Raw genomic sequence first — 22,566 nt, 5'->3', positions numbered from 1 at the left:
CATGAACCGGGCTGCCCCCCTTGCCGGTGTCCGGGTTATCGAGAGTTCCCTTCTCGGCCCCGGCCTGCTGACCACCTTCCTGTCCGATCTCGGTGCCGATGTCATCAAGGTCGAGCCCCCGCAAGGCGATTACATCCGTGAAATGACCTGGCCCATCATCAACGGAGTGTCCCTGCTGCATCTGCACACCCACCGGGGAAAGCGCAGCATCGTACTGGATCTGCGTCAACCCGAGGGCGTGGAGCTGTACTTGAACCTGGTAGGTAAGGCCGACGCTGTGGTGGAAGCCATGAGGCCCGGTGCCCTCGAACGCAGAGGCCTGGGCTATGAACAGCTCAAGGAGGTAAACCCCCGAATCGTATTCGCCACTATCAGCGGCTACGGCATGACCGGTCCGTACAAGGACATGCCCAGCCATGGCATTGCCTACGACACCTGGGCCGGGCTCATCCCCCCTGCTTACGACGACGATGGCTTCTGTCGCATTCCGGAGATGCCCAACATAGGTATAAACGTGGGACCGCTCATCGGTGCCCTGGCTCTGCTGGCCGGGATCACCCGGGCTCGAGCCACCGGCGAAGGTTGTCGCCTGGAATTGGCCCAATCCGATGCCGCTGCATACATGGACTGGTACCGCATCGAAACCTGGAAAGCCTACGAACGACCCGACGACGAGGTGACCGGCAACCCGGCGGACAACTACGAGCGTAGAGCACCAGGCCTAGCCGGCATGTGGGAAGGTGTTCGCTACCAGATGTACGAATCGTCTGACGGTCATGTGCTTTTCATGGCTTCTGAGCAGGCATTCTGGCGCAACTTCTGCGAGGCCCTGGATCGTATGGACCTGTTCGACCGCTGGCCGGGATCGAAATACGCTGACCATGCTCGGGGCAACCTGGAGTTACAGCGGGAGTTACGGGAAATCTTCCGCACCAGAACCAGCGCAGAGTGGTTGGAGTTCGGTAATCAGGTGAACACTCCCATTGCTCCGGTCAACAACGCCAAAACCGTGGCCAATGATCCTCAGTTCCAGGACCGGATGCCGCTGTTCTCCACAGAACAGGTGGGTTGCGAGCAGCTTCCCCTGCCGGTCAGGTTCTTCGACGAGCAGCTTCCCATCCCCACCCACGCCCCCACTGTCGGCGAGCAGACCGACGAAGTATTGGGCGAGGTTCTGGGGCTGGGCGACAACCGCCTCACGGCTCTTCGAGAGCAGGGTGTTCTGGGGTGACCAGTGTCGACTCGGTTGATCCCGTACCAACCGAGTTGCTCAGCGATACTGTGGAACTAGCCCGCGAAGCCGGAAGACTCACGCTTAGCTGGTTCGGTGACCATGAATTGGCAGTAAGCCGCAAGGGCGATGGATCACCAGTAACCGATGCCGACAAGGTTGCGGAATCGTTTCTCCGGGAGCATTTATCCAACCGGTTTCCCGATGATGCGATCATCGGCGAAGAACACACCGATACCAAGGGTACGTCGGGAAGAACTTGGATCATCGACCCCATCGACGGCACCCGAAGTTTTGTCCGCGGAGTGCCCCTGTACACCACCCTGCTCGCCATGTTTGACAAGCACGGACCGGCTGTGGGTGTCGTGGCGGTCCCCGGCCTGGAGGAGGCAGTATGGGCCGGCCGGGGCCGGGGTTGCTTTCATAATGGTCAGAGATGCCGGATCAGCTCTCAGGACGACCTGAGCCGATCCTACTTGTGTACCTCGGGATTAGAATGGTGGCCCGATGGCGCATTGAGCCGCTTGAGTCAAAGCGGTGCTCGGATACGAACTTGGGGCGACGGTTACGGCTACGTTCTAGTGGCCACCGGCCGGGTGGAAGCCATGGTGGACCCTGGTTTGAACCTGTGGGACATCGCCCCCATGCTTGTGGTAATCCCCGAAGCTGGTGGGCGCATAACCACCTGGGACGGGAAAACCGCCGCCACCGCCGGTGACTGGCTAGCCACCAACGGGGCCGTACACGACCAACTGCTCAACCGGCTCCACCCCAGTTGAGCCCCAGCCCCCGTCACCCCCCCCCCCCCCCCACCCCCACCCTGGCTAAGCCCCGGCTCCACCCCAGCTAAAACCCGGCAAATAGCTCACAAATAATCCCATTCCTCTCCAGTACATCCAAGAACTCGCATGCATCCACTATCTCGGCCAATCCCATGGCCCCAACCCCATCTAATTTCCCCACAGCATGCAGTTCGACCACGCTCATTATCACTGCGGCCGTGGCCACCCCCGGAGGTGCCGCCGCCCCCAATATCCGGCCGGCCCAAGCCGCCCCCCGCCGCCCCCGAACCTCCACTCTCACCGCTCCTAACTTTCCCTCCGGGTGGGGACGGCGCAGCATGGGCAACCAAGAGCTGAACCGATCCCGGCGAGTCGCCGCCATTCGGGCAGTGATCCGATCCACATCAGCGAACCTGCGGACCAGCAGTAACGGATCGGGCAAGGCCGCCCGGTAGCAGTCGGCGGCATCCACTGGGCTCGGAAACCAGCACAGTTCTCGACCTGAGCCTCCCGGCCGCTGCTTCCAGCCGCCTCGCCATTCCAGTGCCCGTGAACTCAGTGCCTTGTGATGTTGTCGAGCACAGGAGGGGCCACCGGTACCGAACTTCGCCACATGGATTTCTACAACCCGGTCAAAACCCATGGCTGCTCGAGCGACCAACACGTCGGTGATACCGGGGGCCAAACCAGCCCCGACCACCACCAGTGACATTCGCTGCCGAGCCAAGTCGTTCATAGCCAACATTTGCCTTACATCAGACACCGAATCCGAAGTGGACAAGACCAGGCCAGCACTGTCCACGATCCGGTGGGCCAATCGGGCCTGGCTGCCGGCAGCAGTGGCTAGCACCACTACATCAGCTCGACTCTCGAAACTTCCCACCCTCACCAAAGGCCCGTACTGATCGGAAAGATGTTGAGCTCGATCAGGATTGCGGTCGAGCACTGCCACCCGAACCATCGGCAACAATGGAGAGCTCACCAAACGTTGCACCACCCCCGCGCCGACCACTCCCGCGCCGACCACGAGAACGTCCATCCAAACCAACCGGAACGAATCAGAAAGAGCTGCTGCCGTTGATCCGGCGCCATCCACCCGACCGAGGGGGTACGCCCCCGGTTCCCCGAGCCCGTAAAATGGTCGCGACAGCCGTCGCCCCCGCCAGGGCCAGCAACGCTCGTCGCAAAATCTTCACGACCTCAATACTAATTCACCGTGCTCTTGAATGATTACCCCACGAGAACAGCCGGGTTGAAACGTGGGGCTAGCTGGATTCGAACCAGCGACCTCACCCTTATCAGGGGTGCGCTCTAACCTACTGAGCTATAGCCCCGAGATCGGGAAACAAGCTTACTTAGGCAGTTTCCACCCGGGCCAACGGAATCGGCGAGGGTGGCTCTGGGGTCGTTGACGAGCCGTCTCCTCCTCGATGACCGTGATTCTGATTCCTCCGGTCAGATCACTGATGAGATTGAACAGCACGCACAGCAGGACGTTGAAGAAGGTGCCTGCCACCACCAGAACCAGCCCTCCCACAGCAAAGCCCCGAAAAATCTGGCTGGCGTTGAACTCGAACTGTTGCAACGCGAACAACTCCTCAATGAACGACTCGGTATTGTCCACCGTGCCGGATCCCACTGCAATACTCCACAGCATCACCCCGGCTAGCAGCACGATGACCCATAGGCACATGTAGAACAACAGTGAAATCTTCAACACCGACCACGGCTCGATGTGCCGGATTACCCGGCGTACCTTGCGGGCCTGCAAGCGCACCGCCCTGCGGTACTCCCTCGGGGTCACCTTCACTGGCTGACGCGTCGGAGCCAGGCCCGATGCCGGATCAGTGGAGGGGGCGCTCACCCAGGAGGGATCGATGGACACAACTCTAAGTCTACGGGATCACCAGGAAGGGGAAACCGGCACCGCCACCATTCCGGGGGCAGAAGTTCCGCTCGGGCTACCGCGGTGACACCACCGCGGCGCACTACCACCTCTGTCTGAAAGCCGTCCACAGCCACCGACATCAAGGTCGCTCCGTTGATCGTGGCGATCGCGGCCGCGGATTGCTGATCAGCCGCTGCTGCCATCGCCACCACATCCGCAACCGCGGATATCCGGGCCTGCTGCACAGCATCAGTACCCAGTTGGCCCAGCAAGAGTACAGACACACCGATCATTGCCAATATTCCGACACTCAGAATCGAAATCGATCCCTGCTCGTCCATAATGCTGCCCCAATCTCATATCGCGGGGAAGATCAACAAAAATTACTCCTGATCAGAACTGGACAAAACCGGAGCGATCGCCGCCAGGGTCTCATTCTCAGGCAAGGTCATGACCCGCACACCCGCAGCATGTGCTCCCTGCTTTGAAACGGACGAAACCGCCATCCTGATGGTCGCCCCGTTGGATGCCACCGCGAAAACTTCATCATCTGAAGTCAGCACCCGAGCAGCTACCAGTGTACCTCGACCATCGGGTAACTTTATAGCTATTACTCCCTGACCACCCCGGTGCTTAGTTCGAAACTCATCCAGTAACACTCTCTTGCCAAACCCCTGCTCAGTGACCAGAAGCATTTCATCATCATCTCTAACTGCATTGGCGCCAACCACAACATCCTTGTCCAGCAGCTTCATTCCTTTTACTCCCGCAGCATTCCTACCCGTAGCACGAACTTCAGATTCAGGAAATCGCATAAGCCGACCTGATGCACTCACCAAACAAATATCGTCATTTCCCCTGGTAGGAAGCACCTGTACCAACTCATCTCCCTCTCGTATATTGATAGCAATAAGACCACGAGAACGCGATTTATCGTACTCCAGAAAACGAGTTCGTTTCACTACTCCAAGCCGAGTTACAAATAATAAATACTTCTGAGTTTCATAATCTTGAGTGTCAATCACTGCAGAAACTGTTTCCGTAGGATCTAAATGCAACAGGTTCACAATAGCCATACCACGAGCCGTGCGGCTGGTTCGAGGTATTTCATGGGCTTTGATCCGAAATACCCGTCCCATACTTGTAAAAAACATCAAGTATGCATGAGCAGTAGTATGAATAAGAGTTGATATAAAGTCTCCATCCTTTAGATTAGCACCAATTACTCCCTTACCACCTCGTCCTTGAGTTTTGAATTCGTCTAGCATGACTGTTTTGGCATAGCCCGCCGTACTTAAAGTAAAAATCAAATCCTCATCTTCGATCAAAGCTTCAATATCTATTTCACCCTCATCAGCAGCAAGTTGAGTTTTTCGTTCCGTAGCAAAAGCTTCTTTAACGTCTAATAATTCTTCGCGAATGACAGCTCGTAATTTAGTATCATCAGCTAATATAGCCTCTAACTCGACAATCAATTCCCGCTTCTCAGCCAACTCTGTAATCAACTCTTGGCGACCAAGCTGAGTAAGTCTACCCAGTGGCATATCCAAAATATGATTAGCTTGAATCTCACTAAATCCAAACAAGTTATCCATCAATTTAGTTCGAGCAGACATTCGATTTTCTGACGCTCTAATAGCTGTAATTATCTCATCAATCATGTCTACAGCACGCACTAAGCCTTCGAGAATATGCTCTCGACGCTGAGCTTCATCCAAACGGAATTGAGTTCTACGACGTAAAACCTCCTGCTGATGTTCGACGTATGCACCCAAGCAATCACGCAATGTCAGTGTACGGGGTACACCATCCAACAAAGCTACCATATTTACTGTAAAACTAGTTTGTAACGGAGAGTATTTGTAAAGATTATTGAGTACAACCAACGCAGGAGCATCTTTTTTCAACTCAAAAACCAGTTTGATCTTACCTTTAGCTGATTCATTATAAATCTGACGAATCCCATCTATCACCCTTCTATTAACCAAATCAGCTACCTTCTCTTCAATACTTTCCACACTAGTTTGATATGGAATTTCTGTGACAACAATTCTGGTCTTGGAACCACTTTCTACAATTTCTGCATGTGCACGTACCTTTATTGTACCTTGACCAGTCAAATAGGCATCTATAATACCTTTATAGCCCATAATTTTACCTCGAGTAGGAAAATCAGGACCTTTAACAAAACCCATCAATTCTTCATTAGTAGCTGTAGAATTTTCAAGCATATAATTGACAGCATCAATAACTTCTCCAAGATTATGAGGTGGAATGTTTGTTGCCATTCCAACAGCAATGCCCTGACCACCGTTCACCAGTAGGTTGGGGAAACGAGCTGGCAGTACTACCGGCTCCCGTTCCGTAGAATCAAAATTGTCAGCAAAGTCAACAGTTTGTTCATCAATACCATCCATAAGCCGCATTGCAAGTTCGTCAAGACGGCATTCGGTATATCTCATAGCGGCAGGAGGATCGCTAGGAGATCCGAAGTTTCCATGAGGATCAATCAGCGGATGGCGCAGTGAAAAACTTTGTCCCAGCCTTACAAGAGCATCATAAATTGCCTGATCGCCATGAGGATGGTATTTGCCCATGACATCTCCCACTACTCTGGCACATTTAACATAAGCCCGGTTAGGTCGATTCCCCTGGTCATACATCCCCCACAAGATACGACGGTGTACAGGCTTAAGTCCATCCCGCACATCAGGCAAGGCACGGGCAGTAATAACCGACATAGCATAGTCCAAAAAAGACTGTTCCATTTCAGTTTGGATATCAATATCCTGCACAGAAAAAACAGGTTCGATACCGACTGATAATTCTTCAGACTCAGAAGGATTTTCAGGGTTTTCGAGCACAATATTCCTAAATATTTATATATCCAAAAAACGTACATCTTTAGCATTTGTTTGAATAAAATGCTTACGAGATTGTACATCCTCACCCATTAATTTAGAAAATACTTCATCAGCAGCCGCAGCCTGTTCAACTGCTACTCGTAACAAAGTTCGGCGGTTTGGATCCATAGTAGTAGACCATAATTCTTCAGGATCCATCTCTCCCAAACCTTTGAGACGTTGAAACTCTGCACGATGTTTAGGATTTTCAGCCAAAAAAATCTCCTTAGCATGGTCGTTCTTGAGATAAACTCTTGACCGTCCTACCTCGGTAGAATAAAGCGGAGGTTGAGCAATATATACCCGACCCTGTATTACTAAATTACGCATTTGCCGATAAAAAAATGTTAGTAAAAGAGTTCGAATATGGCTACCATCAACATCTGCATCTGCCAATAAAATTATCTTGCCATAGCGAATTCGAGATTTTGTATTTACAATATCTTGGCTTGTCTCTTGATTGCCATTATTTTCAACAGCATCAAATTCATCTCCAAAACCTGCACCAATAGCTGCAACTAATGCTTGTATCTCAGTATTACGCAACATTCGATCAACCTGAACTCTTTCTACATTTAAGATCTTTCCCCTGATAGGTAGGATAGCCATTGTTCGAGGATCACGAGCATCTTTAGCTGAACCACCAGCAGAATTACCTTCCACAATAAATAGTTCACATTCTTCACGATTAGTTGACGTACAATCAACAAGTTTACCTGGTAATCCTGCTCCATCAAGAGCAGATTTACGTCGAGTAGCATCTCGGGCTTGGCGAGCTGCTATTCGAGCTTTTTGAGCTTGGAGAGATTTTGTCACAATCTTTCGTGCATCTGAAGGATTTTCTTCTAGCCATTCAGCAAGTTTTTCATTAGTAGCTCGCTCTACTAATGAGCGCATAGATGTATTGCCTAATTTGGATTTTGTTTGGCCTTCAAACTGAGGTTCATGTAACTTCACACTGACAATCGCGGTAAGTCCTTCTCGAATATCTTCACCAGTAAGATTACTATCTTTTTCCTTTAAATGTCCCTTAGCTCGACAATAATCATTTATAACCCGCGTAAGACCTTTACGAAAACCTTCCTCATGCATCCCTCCTTCAACAGTGTTTATTCCATTAGCAAATGAGTGAAGACCATCAGTGTTATAGCCGGTATTCCATTGAAAAGCTACTTCTACCAAATCTCCATTTTCTTCTTGAGAAAAAAAACCAACCTTTTCAAATAGTGCATCCTTAGAACTATTTACTTCACAGACAAAATCACTAATGCCATTTTGATAACAATATACAGTCCAGTCAGCACCTCCAGTACCATCAAAGCGTAAATCCCGAAATTTGATTTCAAGATTACGGTTTAAAAATGCCATCATCTGAAGCCGCTCTAACAAACTTTGTGCTCGAAATTTAGTATCATCAAAAATTTTCTCATCAGGCCAAAAGCGAACTGTAGTACCTGATTTACCGTCGGGAACTTTACCAATAACATGAAGATTTTTATCTATTTCACCCCCATTGATAAATGACATCATATGGTGGTAGCTATTTCGATCAATCTCTACTTCTAAGCGGGTAGATAAAGCATTAACTACTGATACTCCTACTCCATGTAAGCCTCCAGATACCTTGTAACCATTACCTCCAAATTTGCCACCAGCATGCAAAAATGTGAGCGCCACTGCAACTGCACTCATTTCAGGATACTGAGGGTGAGGGTCCACTGGAATGCCACGGCCGTCATCCTTCACCTCACATCCACCATCACTGAGCAAGGTAACTTCAATAGTTGTGCAATAACCTGCCATAGCCTCATCTACAGCGTTGTCTACTACTTCATACACCAGGTGATGCAGACCTGTTACAGATGTGGATCCGATATACATGCCGGGACGCGCTCGTACCGCATCTAGGCCTTCCAAGATAGTTATATCTTCGGCTTTGTAGGATTCGGACGTGTCGGTCACAAATTAACCCTTCTACCTCATCAGAGAGGTCTAGAGAGTATATCAGTTTAATATTATTCTATCACCTCTCAACTTTCAATTATTTTACCGTAGAATCTACTTATCAGTATTATGAACAACTATTGAGGACGAACTTTGATTATCACATTCGTCACCACTTCTTCGTTGGCTACATCGTTGATTCGAGCAACCGTTTCCGTACAGAAAAACTTCATTTCTGTGGCCCAAGCAGGATCATCTACTATCACTACTAATTCACCATCAAGCAAACGTACTGGTGAAACATGAGCAGCCATTACTGATCCAACTATTTCATCCCATTTTTGAAAAATAATTTTAAGGAAGTGTGCTTGCGGTATTTTCAATTGAGAAGTGACCTGATGCAGGCTTTCACCCAATCGCTTAGGTCCTGGTTGCTCATATAGTGGTTTCCAAGTCATTGATCAGTTTTACTCAAATAAAAACCTATAATTATCAAGATAATATGTTTACTTCACCATTAGATACTTGAAATCGAGTACTACAAACAATACCAGTAGGTAATTCACCAGCAGTAGTCAAAAATGTTTGTTCTGCTTCTAAAGTTGTTAGTACTCCTTGAGATATATTTGAATCAAATTCAGAAAGTACATCATCTAATAATAACACTGGAGATTGTTTAGTTATTTCTGCAAGTTCACGATGAGCTGCTAATCGCATTGCTAATATTAATAATCTTTGTTCTCCCTGAGAAGCATGAGTACGAGCAGGTATCCCGTTCAAATATATTAATAGATCATCTCGATGAGGACCTACAGTACTTATTCCTCGAGCTAAATCTTCCTGGCGTACTTTGTAAAGAATTTCTCTAAGTTCTCCAGGTGGCCATGTAGATTTATAATTCATTTCTATCAAAGGTGATTTACCAGAAATTTTCGTATAAGATTCTGCTACTTTAGATTTTAATTTTTCAACTAAACTTCTTCGAGCTCTAGCTAATTTTTCAGCAGCTATAACAAACTTATCATCCCATACATCTAGTGTAGTTATAATACCAACATCAAGTTTACCTCTTGATTGACGTAATAAAGCATTTCTTTGTCGTAATATGTTTTCTATATCAGATCGAACATTATTCAAACTAGGATCAATTTGTATCAATGTATTATCTAAGTAACGACGACGTTCGTTTGGGCCTCCTTTGATTATAACTAAATCATCAGGCACAAATACTGATATTGGTATAAGTCCTAACAAATCTGATCGATTTATTCGCTGACGATTAACTTGAAAATGTGAACGACCTGATTGTCTAATTGCTGCTTCCAATAATATTTTCCGGCTATCAGAAACTACTTCTCCCCGAATGATGGCCTGAGAAACATTGGAATCAGTTTTTATTAGTATATCTGTAGCACTAACTCGAAAGGATGACATTGTAGCTAGAAAGAAAATTGCTTCTAATAAATTAGTTTTACCTTTGCCGTTAGAACCTACAAATAAATTGACTCCTTTAGAGAGTTCTATATCAAGCTGAGAATAATTACGAAACCCTGTTAAGGATAGGTTAGTGAAGTGCACCTTTAGTTTATTCGTATTGGCATTAGTAAATATAGAAATTCTTCAGAATCTAATGTTTGTATAACTGCTGGTTTAAGAGAATCTATTGTTTTCAATACAATTTCTTCTCCTTGTGTTACTTCTGCGCCATCAAGCAAATATTCAGGATTGAAAGCAACTGTAAGATCCTCGCCTTCAAATGTAGCATCTAATTGTTCTCTAGCTTCCCCAACATCTTGAGTTATAGCTGATAACTCTAAACCAGCAGATGACATGTCAAGTCTTATTGGAGTTGAATCTTGAGCCATCAAACGTACTCTACGTATAGCATTAATTAGATTTTCCCTATTGATGACTAAACGATTGGGTTGATGTGTTGGAATTAGTCCCTTGTAACTAGGAAAGTCTCCTTCAATTAACTGAGTAATAACTCTTACTGTACCTATATCAAAGGAGGCTTCACCTCCGGTAAACCTTAAACTTATATGTTGATCATTATCAAATAATCGTATTACTTCTTGTAATGATCGAGCTGGGATTAAAACATTTTGATCTGAGTTCAATAATTCTAATCCAGGAAGATCGCAAAGTGCCAACCGGTAAGAATCAGTTGTAACCATTCGGAGACCTTGAGTTTCAGGTGATAATAAAACACCATTCAAAACTGCACGAGATTCATCTGCGGAAGATGCTTTAATAACCTTACGCAAAGCTTCCATAAACTTCTCAGTTTCTAGTACAACAGGGTTGCTATCAATAACTGTAATTTCAGGAAAATTTTTGCTATCCATCGTTTGAAGTGTGAAGTTAGAGCGATCTGAATCAATACAAATCTTTCCATCTTCAACTTTTACATTTACCGCGCCAGGATCAAGAGATCCAACAACATCACTAATCAAACGAGCCGTTACTACAGCCTCGCCATCAGTATCACCTGCCACAATCAAACTCATGGTAATAGTTAATTCACGATCAGTGGCTGTTAAAATCAGCTCATCACCAGTTAACGCCATGCGAACACCAGATAGTATGAGCTGAAGCCCTCCTTTGGTTCCAGATGCTCTACTCGTTATCCTCAGTGCTTTGAGAAAAGCGTCACGCTCGCATCTAAATTTCACAGTTTGGTTTCCTTTCTTGTATATCTTATTTATATTTTACTGCTAGTAGCAGTAGGTGTGTGGAAATGTGGATTATGAGTGTTTTCCCTGGTCAGACGTTGTTTTATTTGTTTTCTACATTCGCCGGAAATGTGGATTTTAGAGTGGAAGAGTGTAGTGTTTGTGAATTTTGGTCTATTTATCCCCATCGTAAGAAAACTTTTCCCCATGTTTATCAATTTTTGTCCAGTACCTAAGTATTCTTGATTTTGTTGATCAATTCTGTGACTTGATTAAATGTTTCTGGGTTCTCTGTCATCTGTTTGGTAATTTTTTGTGTAGAGTGTATTACAGTGGTATGATCTCGATCACCAAATATTCGGGCTATATCTGGATAACTAAACTCGGTTAATTCCCGAAATATATACATTGATACTTGTCGAGCTTTTACTAAAGGACGCTGGCGCCGTGGGCCAATAATATCTTCAATGCTGAAACCAAATAGATTAGAAGTAGCTTGTAAAATAATATCAGGTGTTATGACTTTGGATTCACAACGTTCGGTAATATCCCGTAAAACAAAGTTAGCTAACTCAATATCAAGAGGTTTATTATTGAAACTAGAATAAGCAGTCAATCGAGTAAGGGCTCCTTCTAGTTCTCGAATATTATCTTTGACATTGCTGGCAATGAATACAAGTATGTCATCGTTTATTGTTATATTAAATTGTTCTGATTTCTTTCTTAAGATGGCTAATCTGGTTTCCAAATCGGGTGATTGAATATCAGTTAGTAAGCCCATTTTGAATCTGCTTGTCATACGATCTTCAAGTGTTTGTATTGCATCAGGTGGTCGGTCACTTGTAAGAACAATTTGTTTATTGATTTCGTGCAGAGAATTAAATGTATGGAAAAATTCTTCTTGCAAACCCTCTTTTCCTTCTAGAAATTGAATATCATCAACAAGTAGAACATCAACTTCTCGATAGTTTCTTTTAAATTTACTGCGATCATTTGTTCTAATAGCATCTACAAATTGGTTCAAAAAAGTTTCTGTTGACACATAAAGAACTCGATTTATTGGGTGATTGTTATTATTTACGTAATGATCATTTACATAGTGGCCAATAGCTTGAAGAAGATGAGTCTTACCTAATCCAGCGTGTCCATGAATAAATAATGGATTATAAGACTTTCCAGGAGCTTCTGCTACAGATAAAGCGGCAGCTAGGGCAAATCTGTTAGATGAACCTGTTACAAATTTATCAAAAATATAATTAGGATGTAATGTATTATTTATTCTACTTTTTGTGGTTAAATTATTGATTTCTGGGACAGAAGTTAATGATGAAGGTATGTTATCTAAAGGTTCTCTATCATCTGAAGATTGATCCGTTTTTATATTTAATTTAATATGAGTAGCATTTGAATTTGCTAACGCCTCTTGTAGTATTTCAAAATACTCACCTTCTAGACGATCCTTAATAATTACGTTTGGAACCGTTAACTCTAAGACATCTTCTTTAAGTGATATGGGTTTGGTTACGTTAAAAGTAGACTGCCATACTGAGTCGGGAACTTGAGCTCGAATACTGTTTGTGCAGGAAGACCAAAGAAACGTTGCCGATACCATCTTGTTGAGACCTCCATGGCTTCTAAAACCAATATCCACAAATGTGAATAATCTGTGGATAACTAAGTTTACAATATACTACTGCCCAAATCGGCACCTGCTTGGACAAGGTAGAAAACTATACCACCGGAACTCGGACTGTGCACTAGTTGATGGCCAAAACTTTTGTGAATTTAGAGGCTTGAGTTGACAATGTTGTTTAAGTTATTATTGTGGTTGGTTGGCTTTGCTATGCATTCGAACACAATAACCAAGAGTGAGCTCAGACCAGTTTATTTTTGCATCAAGTGGGCCACCACCTGCCGGAGATCACTCTTCGGGACCGGTCTGATGATCCTGGCGACGGAACTGAAGCCTGGATCAGGTCCACTGGGAGCTCCTCCTAAGCATGGGGCCGGAGTGAGCTACCAACGTCCAATCGCAAGACAAGGTTGTGCTCCTCCTAGGCGTGGGGCGGGGATGCACAGATGTCGTCTCATGCTCCCGGTGGAGCCTGCGGTATTGTTCCGAGGCCAGGGAGTGGGTCCTGATGGCCCCGGTGATGATCAGCGAATCGAGGCAACCCTCACATGCTGGAAGAGAAGGAAAGCACATTGTGGGTGATTGATTGTCGTTGTGCACGTTTAGGCTCTAGCGTGGTGATGACCAAGGCCGTGCTCGCCGGGCGACCTTTGGAACAGCGGTATCAAATTGGAGGAGCTTGTGAAGCGCACGTACCAACCCAATGTGCAGCGTCGGTCTCGACGGCATGGATTCCGGCATCGGATGATGACTAGAAGCGGGCGAGCGATCATCAACGCCCGCCGTCGACGGGGACGGAAAAGGCTGTCAGCCTGATAGAGCGATTTCAGGAACGTTCCGAGTTTGCGCGTGTGCAGGACAAGGGTATTCGTGCTGGTCATGGATTGCTTTGGGTCCGGTACCTTCCTGACCCTTCTCTCAACGCGGCCCGGGTGGCCTACTCATTACCTAAACGGGTGGGTTCTGCGGTGATTCGCAATCGTGCCCGGCGTCGGTTGCGTGAGGTGATCAGGTGTCTTGACCAAGAAGCCACAGGAGGTCTGCCGGCCGGGCTTTACCTTGTTGGTGTCAAAAACGACACGCAAAAACTTTCCCAGGTCGAGTTGAGGGAATCCTTGAGGAGCTGTTTGGCCAGGTCGATGGAACGCTACCATGACTTTTAATGGTTTTCAACATTTTTGGAGTAAATTTGTTTTGAGTATCCCTTCTCGTATTTTGCGGACGGTCATTATTGGTTATCAAAGGGTTACAGATCATCGTCCAAGCCCATGCCGATATGTACCGAGTTGTTCCTACTATGCAGTGGAAGCGATCGAAGTTCATGGTGCAATAAAAGGTGTTTGGTTGAGTTTGTGCCGGTTGTTGAGGTGTCGTCCAGGAGCCAAGACCGGGTGGGATCCGGTTCCAGATGCAAATGGTCGCTTGTCACCCGACCCCACTGGAAACGAGGCGGTTCCTAATGTTTGATGCCTTATTCGATGGTCTTGCTTGGTTGCTGGCTGTGTACTACTCGTTTAGAGGTAGTTATGGAATCGCAATCATGTTGTTTACTCTTACGGTGATGCTTGTTCTGACACCGCTAACACTTTACACCACTAAGTCAATGCTGCGAATGCAAGATCTACAGCCCGAGATCAAGAAACTTCAAGCACAGTATAAAGGGGATCGTCAGCGCATGAACGAAGAAACCATGCGTCTTTATCAGGCTAACAATGTGAATCCTCTAGGAAGTTGTTTGCCTATGCTTGCCCAACTCCCAGTATTTTTTGTTCTTTTGCGTTTGATTAGTGGTCTCACTCGCCGAACTAGTGATTTGGGCAAACATTTTGGATATGCTTCATTACTAAATGAAGAAGTTGAGGCTACAGCACCTACTTTTGGTGAGCGCACATTTAATCCAGAGTATTTAGCGTCTGATTCTAAGCTTAGGACTGCGCTCGAAAGTTCTACAGAGATGAATTTTCTAGGTGTGGATCTATCGTCTAGTTTAACGGATGCCTTTGGCGATTCATTTACTACTGCACTTCCTTTTTTGCTTTTGATTATTTTGATTGGCTTTACCAGTTATATTCAGCAGCGTCAGATAGCTGGTCGTCGTGATCCGAATGCTCCTGTGAATCCTCAACAGCAGATGATTATGAAATTGATGCCTTGGTTTTTGCCGATTATTTCTATTGGGTTTCCTGCTGGTTTGAATTTATATTTTGTGAGTTCAAATATAATGAGAGTAGGGCAACAGGCAGTGATAACTCGTCGTATTTATAGGCCACATAAAGAACGTCAAGCACTGATTGAACTTACCAAAGACGAAGATTCTATAGAGGTTTCCACTCCGGTTTCACGTTCTACAACCCGTTCCCGCACTCCCGCGATTGATCATGGCCGCCGACGTCCTACGTCAAGACCTCCATCGCAGCGGCGGTCGGATAGTCGTCGGACAGCATCAAAACCTTCAGTAACGAATACTCCGCCCCGGGTTGCCAAAGATAAGGTGTCTAAGAGTATACAAAAAAAGGGTGCGAAAGATTCAAATGAAAAGGACGGCAGCACCAAATCATCAAAAACAACATCAGAACAACAAAGTACAAGCCGGACTACGCGGAAGGGTCACCAGTCACACCCTACAAGTGATCGTAGCCGGCGAAAGAAAAGGAGAAGGTAGCCATGGAATGGTTGGAAGTCACCGGAAAGACCATTGCTCAAGCCGAAGAAGCAGCTCTCGATAAGTTGGGAGTTGATCGCAGTGAAGCCGAGTTCTCTGTGGTGGACGAACCGAAATCTGCTTTTCTGGGGTTTAGGAGGACAGAGGCGCGTATCAGAGCTCGGGTGCGGCCTGTAATACCTCGAGAGAAGCAAAATCGGAATCGTCGTAACGCCAATTCTGGAAAACAGGGTCGAAGTTCCAAGCAGGCACGAGGTAGCACGAAAAATGTAGGTGCTCGCGGGGGACGAAGTGGCCAGCATCAGAACAAGAATCGAGGTTCGCAACCTAGCGATGAAGGCCGAGATCCTCAAGGTCCGCGGCAGCAGAAAGCTCAGAAGACCAGCAGAGATGACGAGGAAGCTGGCAGGAATCGAACAACAAAGGCCCCCAAAGGGCAACGAGCTAAGGAGAGAAAACCTATGGAAGGACAAATGAGCTTGGAGGAACAGAGCACTCTGGTGGTCGGGTTCCTTGATGGGCTGCTGGATGTTTTTGAGTTGGATGCTGAGGTGTATGCCGAACGCATTGACGATGAAACCACTGAAATGCGGGTTGAAAACGCCCCAGGAGTGGGTTTATTGATTGGTCCCAAAGGTAACACGTTGCGGGCAGTGGAAGATTTGTCCCGGATGCTGGTGCAACGCAAGTCGGATGGGAATTGTGAAGGTCGTATCCGCGTGGACATCGGTGGTTATCGCGAACGTCGTCGAGCAGCTCTTGAGTCCTTCTGTGAGAAGATTGCTATTGAAGTGCGGGGAACGGGTGTTGATCGGCCGCTTGAGCCCATGAACGCTGCTGATCGTAAGTTGGTTCATGATGTGGTTGCAGAGATCGATGGGGTTAGGACGATCTCGGAGGGAGAAGAACCTCGTCGATGGGTTGTGATCGTTTCCGACTAATTTCAGCCGAGGATCGTTTGAGGTTGGTTGAAGTATTCGGTCAAGCTCAAGAGCGGGGTTGGATCGGTCGTCAGGCCATAGATTTTCATATCGATCACTCATTGAGTTTTGCCAAAGTTTTTATTGGTGTTCCTACCCTTGCGGTGGATTTGGGGAGTGGAGGTGGTTTGCCTGCTCTTGTCCTAGCTGCGGTATGGATGAAGTCCCGATGGACGTTGGTAGAATCCTCCCTTCGTCGGGCAGCTTTCTTGGAACAGCACTGTGCCGAACTCGGATGGTCGGATCGAATAGTCGTGCGTCATGTTCTGGCTCAAGATTTAGGTAGAGATGAATCCTGTCGTGGTCAGGCTGATCTCGTCACTGCCCGTAGTTTCGGACCTCAGTCGCTGGTAGTGGAGGTGGGAGCGCCATTGCTTCGCTTTGGTGGCCAGCTTGTGGTTAGTGCTGCCCCCGACTCCTTACCCTGGCCCCATGGAGCTCTTGCTGCATTGGGGTTGGGGCCCGACCGTCTTGTTGGTACGAACCCAAAATTCCACCACGCCACTCAATTAGCCCTCTGTCCCCGTTTTTACCCCCGCATCCACCCTGATCCCCCACTTTTTTGATATGGATGACGGGTAGCTGCTCAAGGGTCAATGTTTCATGTGAAACATCCATCCAAAGATGCGGGGGGGGGGTCACGGGGTGAGGGTGGTGTGGAACAAACGCCTGTGGGCCTGCGATAACGCTGATTGTGCGACCAGGACGTGGACTGAGCGAAACGAGTTGGTGAAGCCTCGCTGTCAGCTCACACGCTGGGCCGCAGCTCACGCGGTTGAGGTGTTGGCCGCGGTGGAAGGCTCAGTTGCTGGCGTGGATCGTGATTTGGTGGTGAGTTGGCACACTGTTTGGTTAGCAGTTGAGCCAGAACTAAAACGGCAATCCCACCAGGGTGGTTGCCACCGCTGGGGTGGAGACCGTGATGGGTTCCGTCACCCGCCGCTGGCGGCACCGCTACATCACCACCGCGGTGGACACCGCTACATGCCAGGTGGTAGATGTCTTCGAGGGCCGCGATGCTGGTGACCTGAACAAATGGGTGAGCGGACAATTCCGGGGGTGGAGAAAAAATATCCGGATGGTATCCCCATGAGGGGTACCGCAAAGCTATCCGAGCCCTCATAGCCCGGGGCCTGTTACCGGCGAACACACGGTTGACCACTGATCCGTTCCACATCGTCGGGTTGCCTAACCAGGCCATCACTCGCTGCCGTCAACGCTCCCTGCAACAAACCACTGGTCACCGGGGCCGCAAAGGTGACCCTCTCTACGGGATCCGCAAACTCCTACTGATGGTCGCCGAGCGGCTGGACCACCGAGGCCGGCAACGCACCCACCAAGCCCTCAAAGCCGGTGATCCTTGCGATGAGGTCTTTGAGTGCTGGCAAGCCAAAGAAGAAACCCGATCCATCTTGAAAACAACCAACCCCCAAATAGCTGCCTAACTGTAACCCTTATGGAGGTTGTTGACAGTTCGGTTGGGTGAGCCTCCGGTGCCATTGTGGTGGTTGTAAATCACGTCCATCTAGGTGGCAGGGGAGGCTCTGTGTCACATGCTAATGCGTTTTTGACGCCTGCGGGGCGGTTTTTGATGGTTCAGCGGGTCGAGTCGGGAACGGCTCAGGCTCATGTGGCTGGTTAGATGGGTGTGTCCAGAGCTACGGTGAACAAGTGGTGGAAGCGCTACCAGGCCTACGGGAAGGCGGGTTTGGTGGACCGATCCTCGCGGCCTCATCACAGCCCGACGCGCACCCCAGCGGTGGTTGAGGAGCAGGTGTGCCAAAAGCGGCGTGACTCGCGCCGGGGGCCCGATGAGATCGCCGCCCAGCTCAATATGTCGGCTTCGACGGTGTGGAAAATCTTGAAACGCAACGGCTTGAACCGGCTCAACGGCATTGATGGGCCCACCGGGCGCGTTATCGGTCGCTACGAAAGAGACCGGCCCGGTGATCTGGTCCACCTGGACATGTGGGCAGGATTCCCCCAGGTGGGGGATGGAGGATCCACGGGCGGGGCAACGTCAAAGCCCGGGGTGCGAAAAACCGGCCCCGGATGGGTTACACCTATCTACACGTAGCCATAGACGACCACAGCCGACTGGCCTACACAGAAGCCCTCGACAACGAAACCGCCGACACTTTGGTGGGCTTTTTCGAGCGGGCACGCCTTTGATTCGGTGACTGCGGTGTAAGCATCAACCAGGTCATCTCCCACAACGGCCCGAACTTCAGGTCCCACAAATTCGCCGACCACCTCACCGAACACAACATCGGCCACATCTTCTGCCACCCCTACCGGCCCCAAACCAACGGAAAAGCCGAACGCTTCAACCGCACCCTGGCCAACGAGTTCCTCTACAACCACGAATTCACATCACAAACCCACCGCCGAAACCAACTCCAACACCGCACCCACCACTACAATCACCACCGCCACCACACCGCCATCGGCAACACACCCACATCACGTGTCAACAACCTCCACGAATGTTACACCTAGTTGTCACAGGCCACAAACCCTACCAAAATACACCCACCACAAGAATCAGAACCCACAAAACCCCACTCAAACGTGAATAGACACCAAGCGGGGGCGAACATCGGCCATATCTTTTGCCGCTCCTACCGGCTCCAAACCGAAGCCAAAACTGGACCCACCACTGCCACCAGCAGCACACCCGTATACAATCTTCGCGAATGGTACCCCGAACCGTAGCCGCTCAAGGGCCAGTGTTTCATGTGAAACACTGGCTAAATATCCTTGACCTTCGGTGGGGCGTGAGGGAGAATCTAGCAGGTGTCCGATTTCAGCTCAGCAAAGTCTCGACCTTGTCGCATCATTGCGATCGCTAATCAAAAGGGTGGGGTTGGCAAAACCACTACTACGGTGAACCTTTCCGCCAGCCTGGCTGAATTGGGCCAGCGGGTGCTGGTTGTGGACTTAGACCCTCAGGCCAACGCTACAACCGGTCTGGGGATAAATCCTTTCACTGATGGTGTTTCCACATATGATGTTCTCCTTCAGAATGGTCAGATGTCAGACGGTGTTGTTTCTACCCAGGTTGAAAATCTTTCGCTGGTCCCTTCCACTCTGGACCTCGCCGGAGCAGAAATCGAGTTGGTGCCGGTTTTTAGTCGAGAGAGAAGACTCGATACTGCTCTTACCACCGTCATTCACGATTTTGATTTTATATTTGTGGATTGTCCACCCTCGCTCGGGCTGTTGACAGTCAATGCCTTGACCGCAGCTCGAGAGGTAATGGTCCCGATTCAATGCGAGTATTATGCATTGGAAGGTCTGGGACAGCTTATGCGCAACATCGACTTGGTTCGCGACAGCCTCAATAAAGAACTGGAAATTTCACTCATTGTATTGGTTATGTACGATGGCCGTACCAAACTCTCCTCACAAGTTGCCTCTGAGGTACGCAGCTATTTTGGGGACAAGGTTTGCCGGCAGGTGATTCCTCGGACTGTTCGTCTGGCGGAAGCACCATCGCACGGAGCACCGATTACGGTTACCTATCCAAGTTCGCGGGGGGCGCTGGCCTACCGCGAGTTAGCCAAGGAGGTTATTGATGGCACGCTCACCCGGATTGGGTAAGGGACTCAGTGCTCTGATTTCCGATCCAACACAACAGGATGATGGCATCCTTTCATCGGCTTATCTCGAGCTTCCTCTTGATGTCATTTCAGTGAATCGGTTTCAGCCTCGGGACAGGTTTGATCAGGACTCGTTGGATGCATTGACTAGCTCTATTCGTCAAGTCGGTGTTCTCCAACCTGTGTTGGTTCGACCTTGCCCCGATGGGACATACGAGCTTATTGCCGGCGAACGCCGTTGTAGGGCTGCAAAACAGGCTGGACTTGAACGGATTCCTGCCATCGTTCGCACCGCAGAGGATTCTGATGCACTGGAGCAAGCCCTTTTGGAGAATTTGCATCGAGAAGACTTGAATGCGATTGAAGAAGCTGCTGCTTACCGGCAGTTGGTTGATGATTTTGGGTTTACCCAGGAAGCAGTAGCGAAGCAATTGGGGCGGAGTAGATCGGCAGTGGCCAACACCATGCGACTTTTGCAACTCCCTGATGAGGTGAAAGCGATGGTTGTGGATGGCTCATTGTCGGCAGGCCATGCTCGGGCGCTGCTAGCAATTACCAATGAGAAGCAGTTGGTCAAACTGGCGAACAAAGCGGCATCTGGTGGCTTGACGGTACGAATGATTGAGGAAGCGGCCCGAGTTGCCACTCAAAGTGCTGAGGGTCCCGAACAAGTTAAGAATCGTGCCGGCGTTACTGATCGGGGAGCTGCCGTGCTCGAGCTGGAGAGCCTGTTGAGCGATTACCTCAACACTAAAGTGGATGTGGCTCTCGGCAAGGGGCAAGGAAAACTGGTGATCCAGTTTGCTGATTTGGATGACCTGGAACGCATCTATCGTGTGATGCTCCAACGATAATCAGGCTGGTTTAGTTGCCCATAGGGCGAGGCTGCCTTCAATGGTGCGAGCGAGGGGGGACAGACGAGCTTGTATCAAGCCGGGTGATCCAATTAGGCATTGCACTGCGGTCATACGGGTATGCCGCAGTACAGGTAACCGCATACCCCTTACATTAATATTGTCAGTACCTAGGGCTGCGGGGAGTCGCTGGCCCAGGATGTTGGCCAATCGTTGACCCCCAGGGGAGACGAATCCTTCGGTCGCAAAATAAGCGACCCGGCATTCCTCGGCTTCTGAGGGGATCAAACCCAGGTATGCGTCAACTGCTAGATGGTTGGCCTTGCTCACTTGGTCGGGTTCCGGTACATCATAGATTTCGGTAACAGTAGCTCCCAAACGTCTCAACCCGGTGGCCAACTCTCCGGCTACTCCTGACATGGTGCTGGTGGCTGCGATCATGATGTGTCGTTCGGTCAGTCTTCGGGGAGCCCGTTGTAGTTTTGCTCGTTCCCGTACCGCAGCCACGGTGGCAGGTGTGACTCTGGCAGACATTCGCTTTAAAGCTGCCGTGGTATCGGTGTCGCAAACTGCATCAGCAACAAGGCCACTGTTGAGCTGGAACTCCTGTACTGCTCCTGCGGTATCGCCCCCGAAGATACCGTCCACTCTTCCAGCATCAAAACCCAGCGCACCCAATCGAAGTTGCAACTCGGCCACGTCGTCGCCCCGCAACATGGGTTGACTGAGGTAGAGATTTCTATCACCGAGCAACCAAGCGGCTTCTTGTAGCGCGGCCCAGGTGTGCGGACCACAGATTCCGTCAACGCTGAGACCTCGGCTGGCCTGGAAGTCGGCTACCGCAGCCGCGGTGGATGTGTCATAGTCACCATTGGCTGCTAGAGCCAGGGCAAACCCGGCAGCAGCCAATTTTTGTTGCAGACCAACTACATGGTCGTTTTCGTCTCCCCATTTCAATGTGGGCGGATGATCGTTGGCCAAATCCGGCGCTCCTCGCGGCTGTGCTGATAGACCCCCATCACCTTCAGTGGTTTTAAAACGCTACTTCGCTAATTTCTTGGAGTAGTTGTTGCTTGCCCTTGGCTCCCACGATCCGCTTGGCTGGTTCACCATCTTTGAACACGATGAGTGTGGGGATGCTCATAACCTGGTAGCGCAGGGCTATGTCCTGAGCATCGTCTACATTGAGTTTGGCTACACTGATCACTCCAGCCTTCTCGGCTGCGATCTCGGCCAGGATAGGTGCAATCATTTTGCATGGACCGCACCATTCAGCCCAAAAATCAACGACAACCGGTAGTTCCGCGCTGCCGATCACCTCGTCAAAGGTTTTATTGGTGAGTGTGGCGATACTGTCAGCCATTATTCTGAATCCTTTCGGTAGGCGGCAGTTAATAGAAAGTCAGCCTATC

General features: G+C 49.1%; 23 protein-coding genes, 1 tRNA gene and 1 pseudogene. 13 read left to right on the top strand and 12 right to left on the bottom strand.

Annotated features, from left to right (window positions below):
- Nucleotide 1: 1 nt before the first annotated feature.
- Nucleotides 2-1,231: a CaiB/BaiF CoA transferase family protein gene (locus ACOGXC_RS12905; protein ID WP_419918577.1), complete on the top strand. Its 1,230-nt coding sequence runs from the start codon at nucleotides 2-4 to the stop codon at nucleotides 1,229-1,231.
- Complete coding sequence (locus ACOGXC_RS12900; protein ID WP_419918576.1) at nucleotides 1,228-2,010, top strand: inositol monophosphatase family protein; 783 nt, start codon at nucleotides 1,228-1,230, stop codon at nucleotides 2,008-2,010. The genes ACOGXC_RS12905 and ACOGXC_RS12900 overlap by 4 nt, the downstream gene beginning before the upstream one ends.
- A 67-nt stretch (nucleotides 2,011-2,077) precedes the next feature.
- Here ACOGXC_RS12900 and ACOGXC_RS12895 read toward each other — a convergent pair whose 3' ends face one another.
- From ACOGXC_RS12895 to dnaA, 10 genes are all read right to left on the bottom strand, one after another.
- Entirely contained in the window at nucleotides 2,078-3,052 is a 975-nt protein-coding gene (locus ACOGXC_RS12895; protein WP_419918575.1) for an NAD(P)-binding domain-containing protein, read from the bottom strand.
- 221 nt (nucleotides 3,053-3,273) lie between these two features.
- A tRNA-Ile gene (locus tag ACOGXC_RS12890) sits at nucleotides 3,274-3,347 on the bottom strand.
- 17 nt (nucleotides 3,348-3,364) lie between these two features.
- Nucleotides 3,365-3,898, bottom strand: coding sequence for a DUF3566 domain-containing protein (locus tag ACOGXC_RS12885; RefSeq protein WP_419918574.1), 534 nt, complete (start codon nucleotides 3,896-3,898; stop codon nucleotides 3,365-3,367).
- Nucleotides 3,874-4,242: a hypothetical protein gene (locus tag ACOGXC_RS12880; protein WP_419918573.1), complete on the bottom strand. Its 369-nt coding sequence runs from the start codon at nucleotides 4,240-4,242 to the stop codon at nucleotides 3,874-3,876. Before ACOGXC_RS12880 ends, ACOGXC_RS12885 begins: the two co-directional genes overlap by 25 nt.
- Nucleotides 4,243-4,284: 42 nt before the next feature.
- On the bottom strand, nucleotides 4,285-6,765 hold the full coding sequence (gene gyrA / locus ACOGXC_RS12875; protein WP_419918572.1) for a DNA gyrase subunit A: 2,481 nt from the start codon (nucleotides 6,763-6,765) through the stop codon (nucleotides 4,285-4,287).
- Nucleotides 6,766-6,780: 15 nt separating this feature from the next.
- Complete coding sequence (locus ACOGXC_RS12870; protein ID WP_419918571.1) at nucleotides 6,781-8,766, bottom strand: DNA topoisomerase subunit B; 1,986 nt, start codon at nucleotides 8,764-8,766, stop codon at nucleotides 6,781-6,783.
- A gap of 119 nt (nucleotides 8,767-8,885) precedes the next feature.
- Nucleotides 8,886-9,206, bottom strand: coding sequence for a DUF721 domain-containing protein (locus ACOGXC_RS12865; RefSeq protein ID WP_419918570.1), 321 nt, complete (start codon nucleotides 9,204-9,206; stop codon nucleotides 8,886-8,888).
- 34 nt (nucleotides 9,207-9,240) lie between these two features.
- Nucleotides 9,241-10,326 carry a DNA replication/repair protein RecF gene (recF, locus tag ACOGXC_RS12860; protein ID WP_419918569.1) on the bottom strand — a complete coding sequence of 362 codons (1,086 nt, stop codon included), beginning with the start codon at nucleotides 10,324-10,326 and terminating at the stop codon, nucleotides 9,241-9,243.
- Between the two features lie 2 nt (nucleotides 10,327-10,328).
- Nucleotides 10,329-11,423: a DNA polymerase III subunit beta gene (gene dnaN, locus ACOGXC_RS12855; protein ID WP_419918568.1), complete on the bottom strand. Its 1,095-nt coding sequence runs from the start codon at nucleotides 11,421-11,423 to the stop codon at nucleotides 10,329-10,331.
- Between the two features lie 232 nt (nucleotides 11,424-11,655).
- Entirely contained in the window at nucleotides 11,656-13,035 is a 1,380-nt protein-coding gene (gene dnaA / locus ACOGXC_RS12850; RefSeq protein WP_419918567.1) for a chromosomal replication initiator protein DnaA, read from the bottom strand.
- A gap of 702 nt (nucleotides 13,036-13,737) precedes the next feature.
- Here dnaA and rpmH point away from each other — a divergent pair.
- From rpmH to ACOGXC_RS12795, 11 genes and pseudogenes are all read left to right on the top strand, one after another.
- The gene (rpmH, locus tag ACOGXC_RS12845) at nucleotides 13,738-13,872 is read left to right on the top strand and encodes a 50S ribosomal protein L34 (RefSeq protein WP_419918566.1); all 135 of its coding nucleotides are present in this window, start codon (nucleotides 13,738-13,740) and stop codon (nucleotides 13,870-13,872) included.
- Entirely contained in the window at nucleotides 13,869-14,219 is a 351-nt protein-coding gene (gene rnpA / locus ACOGXC_RS12840; RefSeq protein WP_419920085.1) for a ribonuclease P protein component, read from the top strand. The genes rpmH and rnpA overlap by 4 nt, the downstream gene beginning before the upstream one ends.
- On the top strand, nucleotides 14,209-14,523 hold the full coding sequence (yidD, locus tag ACOGXC_RS12835) for a membrane protein insertion efficiency factor YidD (RefSeq protein ID WP_419918565.1): 315 nt from the start codon (nucleotides 14,209-14,211) through the stop codon (nucleotides 14,521-14,523). Before rnpA ends, yidD begins: the two co-directional genes overlap by 11 nt.
- Nucleotides 14,516-15,718 carry a membrane protein insertase YidC gene (yidC, locus tag ACOGXC_RS12830; protein ID WP_419918564.1) on the top strand — a complete coding sequence of 401 codons (1,203 nt, stop codon included), beginning with the start codon at nucleotides 14,516-14,518 and terminating at the stop codon, nucleotides 15,716-15,718. Before yidD ends, yidC begins: the two co-directional genes overlap by 8 nt.
- A gap of 2 nt (nucleotides 15,719-15,720) precedes the next feature.
- Nucleotides 15,721-16,659 (top strand): protein jag, encoded by a 939-nt coding sequence (locus tag ACOGXC_RS12825; protein ID WP_419918563.1) that lies wholly within the window; start codon nucleotides 15,721-15,723, stop codon nucleotides 16,657-16,659.
- Nucleotides 16,635-17,264, top strand: a complete 630-nt coding sequence (locus ACOGXC_RS12820) for an RsmG family class I SAM-dependent methyltransferase (protein WP_419918562.1) — start codon at nucleotides 16,635-16,637, stop codon at nucleotides 17,262-17,264. Before ACOGXC_RS12825 ends, ACOGXC_RS12820 begins: the two co-directional genes overlap by 25 nt.
- A 356-nt stretch (nucleotides 17,265-17,620) precedes the next feature.
- A complete protein-coding gene (locus tag ACOGXC_RS12815) occupies nucleotides 17,621-17,791 on the top strand; it encodes a hypothetical protein (RefSeq protein ID WP_419918561.1) in 171 nt (56 codons plus the stop codon).
- Nucleotides 17,769-18,143, top strand: coding sequence for a transposase (locus ACOGXC_RS12810; RefSeq protein WP_419920084.1), 375 nt, complete (start codon nucleotides 17,769-17,771; stop codon nucleotides 18,141-18,143). The genes ACOGXC_RS12815 and ACOGXC_RS12810 overlap by 23 nt, the downstream gene beginning before the upstream one ends.
- A gap of 101 nt (nucleotides 18,144-18,244) precedes the next feature.
- Nucleotides 18,245-19,197 (top strand): annotated as a pseudogene (locus tag ACOGXC_RS12805) (IS481 family transposase).
- A 297-nt stretch (nucleotides 19,198-19,494) separates the two neighbouring features.
- Nucleotides 19,495-20,301: a ParA family protein gene (locus ACOGXC_RS12800; protein ID WP_419918560.1), complete on the top strand. Its 807-nt coding sequence runs from the start codon at nucleotides 19,495-19,497 to the stop codon at nucleotides 20,299-20,301.
- Nucleotides 20,276-21,154 carry a ParB/RepB/Spo0J family partition protein gene (locus ACOGXC_RS12795; protein ID WP_419918559.1) on the top strand — a complete coding sequence of 293 codons (879 nt, stop codon included), beginning with the start codon at nucleotides 20,276-20,278 and terminating at the stop codon, nucleotides 21,152-21,154. The genes ACOGXC_RS12800 and ACOGXC_RS12795 overlap by 26 nt, the downstream gene beginning before the upstream one ends.
- Here the strand turns inward: ACOGXC_RS12795 and ACOGXC_RS12790 are convergent, their stop codons facing one another.
- Both ACOGXC_RS12790 and trxA read right to left on the bottom strand, forming a co-directional pair.
- A complete protein-coding gene (locus ACOGXC_RS12790) occupies nucleotides 21,155-22,135 on the bottom strand; it encodes a peptidoglycan-binding protein (protein WP_419918558.1) in 981 nt (326 codons plus the stop codon).
- Between the two features lie 52 nt (nucleotides 22,136-22,187).
- Nucleotides 22,188-22,517 (bottom strand): thioredoxin, encoded by a 330-nt coding sequence (gene trxA / locus ACOGXC_RS12785; protein ID WP_419918557.1) that lies wholly within the window; start codon nucleotides 22,515-22,517, stop codon nucleotides 22,188-22,190.
- Between the last annotated feature and the right edge of the window lie 49 nt (nucleotides 22,518-22,566).

Source organism: Candidatus Poriferisocius sp. (genome assembly GCF_965202595.1).
GTDB lineage: Bacteria > Actinomycetota > Acidimicrobiia > Acidimicrobiales > Bin134 > Poriferisocius.
Note: the sequence above shows the minus strand (reverse complement) of the source record. Positions and strands in the feature narration are given on the sequence as shown.